This is a genomic window from Phenylobacterium sp. (assembly GCF_036502675.1).
GTDB lineage: Bacteria > Pseudomonadota > Alphaproteobacteria > Caulobacterales > Caulobacteraceae > Phenylobacterium.
In genome coordinates, this window is the sequence record NZ_DASXYF010000018.1 from 1 (window position 1) to 8002 (window position 8002).

7 protein-coding genes and 2 tRNA genes are annotated in these 8002 nt (G+C 68.8%); 5 read left to right on the forward strand and 4 right to left on the reverse strand.

All coding sequences use genetic code 11. The features are described 5' to 3' along the window. On the forward strand, positions 1–381 hold a 381-nt coding region (locus VGL30_RS02425), incomplete at its 5' end, for a TonB-dependent receptor (protein ID WP_331536406.1). 143 nt (positions 382–524) lie between these two features. Here VGL30_RS02425 and VGL30_RS02430 read toward each other — a convergent pair. Both VGL30_RS02430 and VGL30_RS02435 read right to left on the reverse strand, forming a co-directional pair. Then, complete coding sequence (locus tag VGL30_RS02430) at positions 525–920, reverse strand: hypothetical protein (protein ID WP_331536408.1); 396 nt, start codon at positions 918–920, stop codon at positions 525–527. 451 nt (positions 921–1371) lie between these two features. Beyond that, a tRNA-Pro gene (locus VGL30_RS02435) sits at positions 1372–1448 on the reverse strand. A gap of 125 nt (positions 1449–1573) precedes the next feature. Here VGL30_RS02435 and VGL30_RS02440 point away from each other — a divergent pair. Further along, positions 1574–1647, forward strand: a tRNA-Gln gene (locus tag VGL30_RS02440). A 168-nt stretch (positions 1648–1815) separates the two neighbouring features. Here VGL30_RS02440 and VGL30_RS02445 read toward each other — a convergent pair. Then, positions 1816–4053 carry a S9 family peptidase gene (locus tag VGL30_RS02445; RefSeq protein ID WP_331536410.1) on the reverse strand — a complete coding sequence of 746 codons (2238 nt, stop codon included), beginning with the start codon at positions 4051–4053 and terminating at the stop codon, positions 1816–1818. 328 nt (positions 4054–4381) lie between these two features. On the opposite strand from VGL30_RS02445, the gene VGL30_RS02450 reads away from it, so the two are divergent. Continuing rightward, positions 4382–5194 carry a trypsin-like serine peptidase gene (locus VGL30_RS02450; RefSeq protein WP_414694947.1) on the forward strand — a complete coding sequence of 271 codons (813 nt, stop codon included), beginning with the start codon at positions 4382–4384 and terminating at the stop codon, positions 5192–5194. A gap of 5 nt (positions 5195–5199) precedes the next feature. On the opposite strand, the gene VGL30_RS02455 is transcribed toward VGL30_RS02450, so the two are convergent. Beyond that, positions 5200–5649, reverse strand: coding sequence for a MaoC family dehydratase (locus VGL30_RS02455; RefSeq protein WP_331536414.1), 450 nt, complete (start codon positions 5647–5649; stop codon positions 5200–5202). A 243-nt stretch (positions 5650–5892) separates the two neighbouring features. Between VGL30_RS02455 and VGL30_RS02460 the strand changes: the two genes are divergently transcribed. Together VGL30_RS02460 and VGL30_RS02465 are read left to right on the forward strand one after the other, a co-directional pair. Further along, on the forward strand, positions 5893–7119 hold the full coding sequence (locus VGL30_RS02460; protein ID WP_331536416.1) for a DUF2336 domain-containing protein: 1227 nt from the start codon (positions 5893–5895) through the stop codon (positions 7117–7119). 221 nt (positions 7120–7340) lie between these two features. Continuing rightward, positions 7341–7796, forward strand: coding sequence for a MucR family transcriptional regulator (locus VGL30_RS02465; protein WP_331536418.1), 456 nt, complete (start codon positions 7341–7343; stop codon positions 7794–7796). Positions 7797–8002 lie beyond the last annotated feature (206 nt).

The following is an 8002-nucleotide window of genomic DNA, read 5'->3' on the forward strand; positions in this document are numbered from 1 at the left end:
GTCTGCAACAGCGCGCTCAAGCTGCGCGCGGCCTATACGCCGCAGAACAAGTACAACCTCTCGGTGCGCTACCACATCCTGCAGGGCGATGAGACCGGCGACCTCAGCGCCGGGGCCAACTACGTCTACCAGACGGCGATGACCTCCGGGCTCTACCAAACCCCGGGCACGGACTACATCAAGGGCTACGGCCTGCTGTCCGCCAGCATCGACTGGGACCACATCATGGGCAGCCGGGTCTCCGGCGCGCTGTTCGGCACCAACCTGGGCAACCAGAACTTCACCCAGGGCGTCTACGCCGGCTCGCTCACCCTGGGCTTCGTCAGCCGGGTGATCGGCGAGCCGACGATGTACGGCGTGCGCCTGAAGTACGACTTCTGACCCACGGCCGCGGGTCTCCGCGGCCTCCGGTCCGACCACGCGTCTCGACCCCTCCGGACCTGTCCGGGGGGGTCGATCTTTTTCGGCGGGCCGCCCAGCGCCCCGCAGCGCCACGGGCCGAGGGATGACTGCCGTGGCCGGTGTCAGGCGAGGCCGGCCAGTTTCTGGACGAAGGTCCGCTTGGCCTTGTGGCGGGTCGCCAGCGCGGCGACGTAGGCCGCCTGCGCCACGGCGTCGCCGCACGCCTCACCGCGACGCCGGATGCACTGCACGGCCTCGTCATAGTTGCCGGCGCCGCCGAGGCGGAAGGGACGTCCGTCCATGCGGCGAAATGGAGCCTCGTGACCATCCGCCTGGCGTTTCACATGCGCCGGCGGCAGGGCGCGCTCATCCTCGAACCCGCTGACGGCGTGGCGTCGCCGGCGCCCGGGATTGACCGCGCCCTGGTGCGGGCGCTCGTCCTGGCCCGGACCTGGGCCGGCCAGCTTGAGCGGGGCGAAGTCGAAACCGTGAAGGGCGCTCGCCCGCGCCAATGGCATTTGTCACAACTCCGCGGCGCGCCTTCTACCGCTCGCTTACCTCGTGCCGGACCTCAACGAGGCGATTCTGAAGGGGCTCCAGCCCCGTGCCGTCTCCCTGGCGGCCCCGACATCCCAGGCGCTACCGGCGAACTGGACGGAGCAGCGCGTCCGCTTCCGGACCATCGGCGCCTAGCTCAGACCTCGTCTGATCCCTGCCGCCAAGCTTCGGCCTGGCGGCTTTCGCGTTCGGCGCGCGTGACGCGCCCCTGTTATTTCCCCTGTTCTCAGGGGCAGAGGCGAAAGTCGCACTTCTGGAATGCCTCCGGAGAGCAGGCGGCCAAAACGGGCGATATGGCGGGTTCCACAGCTCTCGGAAAGCCGGGCGTACGGCCTTATAGCCGCCTAACCTGCGGACTTCTCGAACCTATTGCCTGGGCGGGAAATCACCTCGCGTTAGCGGGGAGATAAATGGTCGGAGTGGCAGGATTTGAACCTGCGACCCCCGCGTCCCGAACGCGGTGCTCTACCAGACTGAGCCACACTCCGACTTGGGAAGGGGGCCTTATAGAGGAGGGTCCGGAGCGCCGCAAGCGAGCTTCCGGGCGTTGCATCGGACCGGGCCTTGCGCTATCCCCACGCCCTCGCGGCGGCTTGGCCCCCGCCGTTCCTGCTGGGGAATGGTGTAATGGTAACACTGCGGTTTTTGGTACCGTCATTCTAGGTTCGAGTCCTAGTTCCCCAGCCAACTCCCACCCTTGCAGGACGGACGCTCGACGCGGTCCCGCCGTTCAGCGCCTTCTGCATCCGGACGAGGTCCAGGACCGGCCGTGCCTGAAGCCCGCGTCCGTCCCGGCCGGCTGGAACCCCAGGCTCCCGTGCAGGGCCAAGCGAGGCGTGCCGCCGCTGGCGCCGATCACCGCCGCCGCCTGACGAGGGCCCGGGCTCTCGCAGACCGCCGTGCCCCACGGCGACGACTGCCATGCAGCACATGCCGGCGGTGGATGGCGGCCAGGGCCGCCGCGTCGGCGCCTCCCGCGGGCGGACGATCATGCCGCTCCCAGCCTTTCTCCATCGCCCAGATGGCGAAGGCGTAGTCCAGCGCGATCTCCTTCAGGAAGTCGAACCGGCCCGACGCGCCGCCGTGGCCGGCCTCCATGTTGATCTTCAGCAGGATGGGGGCGCTCCCGGCGCCGCGCTCGCGCAGCCGGGCCACCCACTTCTGCGGCTCCCAGTAGGTCACCCGCGGGTCCGACAGCCCGCCGGTGGCCAGGATCGCGGGGTAGGGGAGGGCGGCCACGTTGTCATAGGGGCTGTAGCCGGCGATCACGTCATAGGCGGCCGGGTCGTGGATCGGGTCGCCCCACTCCGGCCACTCCGGCGGGGTCAGCGGCAGGGTGGTGTCGCTCATGGTGTTCAGCACGTCGACGAACGGCACGGCGGCGATCACCCCGCGCCACAGGTCGGGCCGCAGGTTGGCGACCGCCCCCATCAGCATGCCCCCGGCCGAGCCGCCGTAGGCTGTGATGCGGCCCGCCTGGCCATAGCCGTTCGCCGCCAGGTGCTCGGCGCAGGCGATGAAGTCGGTGAAGGTGTTGGGCTTCCTGTCCTTGCGCCCGTCGAGGAACCAGCCCCAGCCCTTGTCCGAGCCGCCGCGGACGTGGGCCGTGGCCCAGATCCAGCCGCGGTCCACCAGGCTGAGGTTGCGGATCGAGAAGCTGGGCTCCATGGCGTAGCCATAGGCCCCGTAGCCGTACAGCAGCAGCGGCGCGGAGCCGTCCAGCGGCGTCTCGCGCAGCATCAGCACGGTGACGGGGACCTGGGCGCCGTCCGTGGCCGTGGCGTAGAGCCGCCGGGCCATGTAGCGCGCCGGGTCGTGGCCCGACGGGACCTCCTGGGTCTTGCGCAGCGTCCGCGCGCGGCGCGCCATGTCGTAGTCGAACCACTGCTTGGGGGTGGTGGGCGACTCGTAGACGAAGCGGGTGACGGTGGTGTCGTACTCGTAGCCCCCGGCCAGGCCCAGCGCATAGGCCTCCTCGTCGAAGGCCACCGCGTGCTCGCCCCCGTCGCGGGCCATGATCACCAGCCGGTCCAGCGCGTCCACCCGCTCGGTCCGCACCAGATGGCCGGCATAGGCCGCGAAGCCCGTGAGGTAGCGCCCGGGCCGGTGGGCGACCCAGTCGCGCCAGGTCGGCCTGGAGGGCAGGTCCGCCGTCGACACGCAGAGCTTGAAGTCCACCGCGTCGTCGGCGTTGGTGCGGATCACCCAGCGGTCGCTCCAGTGGTCGAGGCTGTACTTCACCCCCACTCGCCGCGGCTCGGCGACGATCGGCTCGGCCGTGGGCGTCCCCGCCGGGATCAGCCGGACCTCGGTGGTCTCCTGGTTGCCGATGTGGATCGCCACGTGGCTGTCGTCGGCGGTGGTCCCGACGCCCAGGAACATCCCCTCGTCGGCCTCCTCGTAGACCAGCGCGTCGCCGCCGCCCCGCGCCGGGCGGCGGTAGACCCTGGCTGGGCGGGCGTTCTCGTTGCGCCAGATCCAGAACAGCCATTGCGAGTCCGGCGAGAAGGCGAAGTCGCCGTAGGCGCTGGCGATCGTCCCGGGCAGGGTCTCGCCGGTCGCCAGGTCCTGGACGCGGATCTCGTAATATTCGGAGCCCTGCTCATCCACCGCCCAGGCGTAGAGGCGGTGGTCGGGACTGTGCTGCGCCCCGCCCACGTGGAAGTAGGCCTTGCCCTGGGCGCGGGCCTCCTCGTCCAGCAGCACCTCCTCGTCTGGCGCCCCCGCCTCGCCCTGCGCCGCGCCGCGGGGGCGGCGCGCATGCACCGGATGCTGCGCGCCCGCCGCGTAGCGCACGTAGTAGTCCCAGGGCCCGTCGGGGGCGGGAACGGAGGAGTCGTCCTCCTTGATGCGGCCCTTCATCTCGGCGAACAGCGTCTCCTGCAACGCCTGCGTGCCGGCCAGCATCGCCGCGGTGTAGGCGTTCTCCGCCTCGAGGTGCTCGCGGATGTCGGCGCGCAGCGCGGTCGGGTCGCGCAGCACCTCGCGCCAGTTGTCGTCCTTCATCCAGGCATAGTCGTCGGTGCGGACGCGGCCGAGCTGTTCGAGGATCTTGGGCTGCTTGCGGGCGACGGGCGGGGCGGGCGGGGTCATGCCTGCTAGATGCGCCGCCCGGCCCCCGGCCTCAAGGCTGCGCCCGGATCGCGGCGAGTGGGGCGGTAATGCGGCGACATTCCGCTCGCTCCAGGCGCGAGCCCGCCTCCGCTGTGCGCATTGCTTGCAAACGCGGCGCGAATGCGGCGTCAAATTCTTAAAGAATGGTAACTATGGCGCCGCTTGACGCGTCATTTGAGCGCAAGGTCCTCACACTCTTGCGTCTTGCTGGACAGCCGCCGTTCTGATTCTACTATTCGCTGAATCGAGAACGCGCGAAGACGCGAAGGGTACTAGTCGGGGGACCTTTATGGTCTGGGATCTCTCCATGGAGTTGATCCATGCGACTGTTCAGCTTGAGCAGCCGCTGGGCGACGGGACGCGGACGGTCGGCACGGGCTTCCTCATCGAGGCCCCGACGCCGGACGGCAAGCCGCGCACCGTCCTGGTCACCGCCAACCACGTGTTCCAGAAGATGCCAGGCGCCGACGCCCGCATCGGCTACCGGGTCGAGAATCCCGACGGCAGCTGGAGCTACACGCCCCAGAGCCTGCACATCCGTGACAAGGGCGGCGCGGCGCTCTGGACGCGCCACCCTTCGCGCGACGTGGCCGCCATCACCGTCACCGCGCCGCCGGAGTTCGCCAAGGCGGCGATCCCGCTGAACTACCTGGCCGCGGACGACACCTTCACCAAGAACCAGATCGGCGCCGGCGACGAGATGATGGCGCTGGGCTTCCCGCGCGGCCTGGCGGCCAACCAGGCGGGATTCCCGATCCTGCGCTCCGGCCGGGTGGCGTCCTTTCCCGTGGCGCCGGCGAAGATCTTCCCCACCTTCCTGCTCGACTTCTCGGTGTTCCCGGGCAATTCCGGCGGGCCGGTGTTCGTGACCGCCCAGGATTCCCGCCGCGCCGGCATGTCCGGCGCCCCGCCCGCCGAGTTCATCGCCGGCCTGCTCACCCAGCAGGTCGAGCTGAACAGCGAGCGGCTGGAGATCGGCATCGTCACCCACGCCCAGTACATCCGCGAGACCATCGCCCTGGTGGACGACCCCCTGGCCCCGGTGACCGTGGCGGCCACCGAAGCCGGGGTGACAGGCGCCAAGGCGGCCTCCGCCGAAGAAGCCGCCGCCAAGGACTGAGGGCCTCAGTCCCCGAACAGCACCGAAATGGTCTCGGCCACGCAGGCGGGCTTGGCCTCGCCCTCGATCTCGACGGTGCATTCGGTCTTCACGCTCAGGCCCCCGGCCCGCGGCTCGACGGCCAGCACCTTCTGGCGCAGCCGCACCCGCTTGCCGACCTTGACCATGTTGAGGAAGCGCACCTTGTCCGAGCCGTAGTTCAGCGCCCGGGCGACGCCGTTCACCTGGAATATTCCCTCCGACAGCCAGGGGATCAGCGACAGGGTCAGGTAGCCGTGGACGATGGGGCCGCCGATCTCCCGCGTCGCCCGCTCCACGTCCACATGGATCCACTGGTGGTCGCCGGTGGCGTCGGCGAACTGGTTGACCCGGTCCTGGCCCACCTCCACCCAGCCGGACACGCCGATCTCCTGGCCGATCAATCCAGGCAGGTCCTTGAACTCCACGGGTTGCATGCGCGTCCTCCTCCTCCGGGGCGATGAAATGACTGTCCTCCGTCTAGAGCGTGACAGCCGGAAGTGGAAGCCGGTTCCGGCGCCCGTCACGCTCTAAGCTTTTGAAATGGGGCCTTTTTGATTGTTCCTGACGAGATCGTTCGAAACGGTCGGAAGGGCTCCGTCAGTTGCGCCGCATGCGCCGGCCGTCGGGAGGGCGCACGCAAACCCGCGGTTAACGCTGTTGTGTTGAAGTGATCCGCCATGAGCCAGCCCGCGGAAGACCCCGGCTTCGCCGCGTCCCTGGAGGCGCAACGGCCACCGTCGCGCGCGCGCTCGATTCTTCTGCGCCGGTTGGCCGACGTGGTCTGCCTGCCGAGCTCGCGGGTCAACGCCTTCGAGCGCGCCATGACCGCCGACCTCCTGGTCGAGATGCTGCGCGAAGCCAGCGTCGCCGAGCGGACCAAGGTCTCCAGACGCCTTGCAAACCTGATGGAGGCGCCGCCCGGCCTGGTGCGCCTGCTGCTCCGCGACGAGGCCGACGTGGCCGAGCCGCTGCTTGTCGATTGCCCCACCCTCAACGACGCCGATCTCCTGGATTGCATCCGGCGCACCACCCTGGAGCACCGCCGCCTGGTGGCGATCCGCCGCGGCGTCTCCGAGGTGGTCTCCGACGCCTTGATCGAGATGGAAGAGATCCCGGTCATCGACTGCCTGCTGCGCAATAACCTGGCGCGGCTGTCGCATAGCGGGGTGGAAGCGATCGTCGCCAGCACCCGCGGCGACGGCCGTCTGGTGCCGGCGCTGCTGAAGCGGCCGGAACTGCGTCCGGCGCACGCCTATGTCCTCTTCTGGTGGGCGGACGCCGAAGCCAGGCGCACCATCCTGCAGCGGTTCGCCGTGTCGCGTGAAATCCTGCACGACGCCGCCGGCGACATTTTCGCCCTCGCCGCCGAGGAGGGCTGGCAGGACCCCCTGAGCCGCAAGGCCCTGCAGTTCATCGAGCGGCGCCAGCGCAACCGGGCGGCGTTGAAGAAGAGTCACTTCGACAGCCTGGAAGACGCCGTCGCCGCCGCACAGACCGGCATGACCCGCGAAACCGCCGAGGAGATCTCCTATCTGGCCGGTCTCAAGCCGACGACCGGGGCGAAGATCTTCACCGACCAGGGCGGTGAGGCGCTCGCCGTGCTCTGCAAGGCCACCGGCCTGCCGCGCGCCGCGATCAGGGCCCTGTGGCGCGGGCTGCGGCGGGAGGAGACGGATGCGTCCGGCGCGCCCAATGCGGCCCTGGAACGGGCCATCATCGCCTACGACACCATCGCCGTCGACCGGGCCCAGACCGTGCTGCGGTATTGGAACTGGTCATTGTCGTCCGCGCTCACGCCGGCCTTGTTGCGCGCTATTCGCGAGGGCGATGACCACGCGATCGACGAATACTCGGTGCCGCAACGCGCCGCCATGCTCGCCCTCTCCAAGGAATTCGGGCGCTAGAGCCAAAAAGAATTCGGCATCTGCGTCAGGTCTGAGCAGAGGCTTACTGGTCGCGCTACAACCGCGCGACGCATAACGCCGTTTTCTCTTCACCTCCACGTGCAGTGCTGGTCTATAATCGCGACCAAATACGCCTTGTCTTTGGGATTGTGTCGGTTATAAGCCGGCGTAACTGATATCGAGAATCAGCACATCTCCTAGAGGCGCACGGGTAGAGAAATATGGAAGAAAAATCAGACGTCATTGAAATGACGGCGGATATCGTTTCCGCCTATGTCGGCAACAACTCGGTTTCGGCGACCGACCTGCCGAGCTTGATTCAGAGCGTTCACCGCGCCCTGGCGGGGGTTTCGCTCGGTGGCGAGCCCGTCGAGGTCGCGCCGAAGGAACCGGCGGTTCCTGTCCGCCGCTCCATCACGCCGGACCACCTCGTTTGTCTGGAGGACGGGCGCAAGTTCAAGTCGCTGAAGCGCCACCTGCGCACCAAGTACAACATGAGCCCCGAGGACTATCGCGCCAAATGGGCTCTGCCGAAGACCTACCCGATGGTGGCTCCGGCCTACGCCGCCGCGCGCTCGCAACTGGCCAAGCAGATGGGCCTGGGCCAGGGCGGCCGTCCGCCGGCCAAGCCCGTCGCCAAGCCGGCGGTCCGTGGCCGCGCGAAGAAGGCGGTCTAGTCTCGGTATAGTGGCTTAAAGCCCCGCGCCGCGCCCGGATGGTCGCGGCGCGGGTCTTACGATAGAACCGCCTCGCCCGTCGTAGAACGGGGCGTCAGCGGAGCCATCCATGTCTGCGCCAACCTCGCCCGAGGCTGATGGAACGGCGCCGGCCAAGTCCTTTGGAGACTTCGACTATGTCATCGTTGGCGCGGGCAGCGCCGGTT

Bases quoted from the DNA above. Each gene is read 5' to 3' on its own strand.
- VGL30_RS02430 (WP_331536408.1), bottom strand. From the start codon at position 920: ATGCCATTGGCGCGGGCGAGCGCCCTTCACGGTTTCGACTTCGCCCCG.
- VGL30_RS02445 (WP_331536410.1), bottom strand. From the start codon at position 4,053: ATGACCCCGCCCGCCCCGCCCGTCGCCCGCAAGCAGCCCAAGATCCTC.
- VGL30_RS02450 (WP_414694947.1), top strand. From the start codon at position 4,382: ATGGAGTTGATCCATGCGACTGTTCAGCTTGAGCAGCCGCTGGGCGAC.
- VGL30_RS02455 (WP_331536414.1), bottom strand. From the start codon at position 5,649: ATGCAACCCGTGGAGTTCAAGGACCTGCCTGGATTGATCGGCCAGGAG.
- VGL30_RS02460 (WP_331536416.1), top strand. From the start codon at position 5,893: ATGAGCCAGCCCGCGGAAGACCCCGGCTTCGCCGCGTCCCTGGAGGCG.
- VGL30_RS02465 (WP_331536418.1), top strand. From the start codon at position 7,341: ATGGAAGAAAAATCAGACGTCATTGAAATGACGGCGGATATCGTTTCC.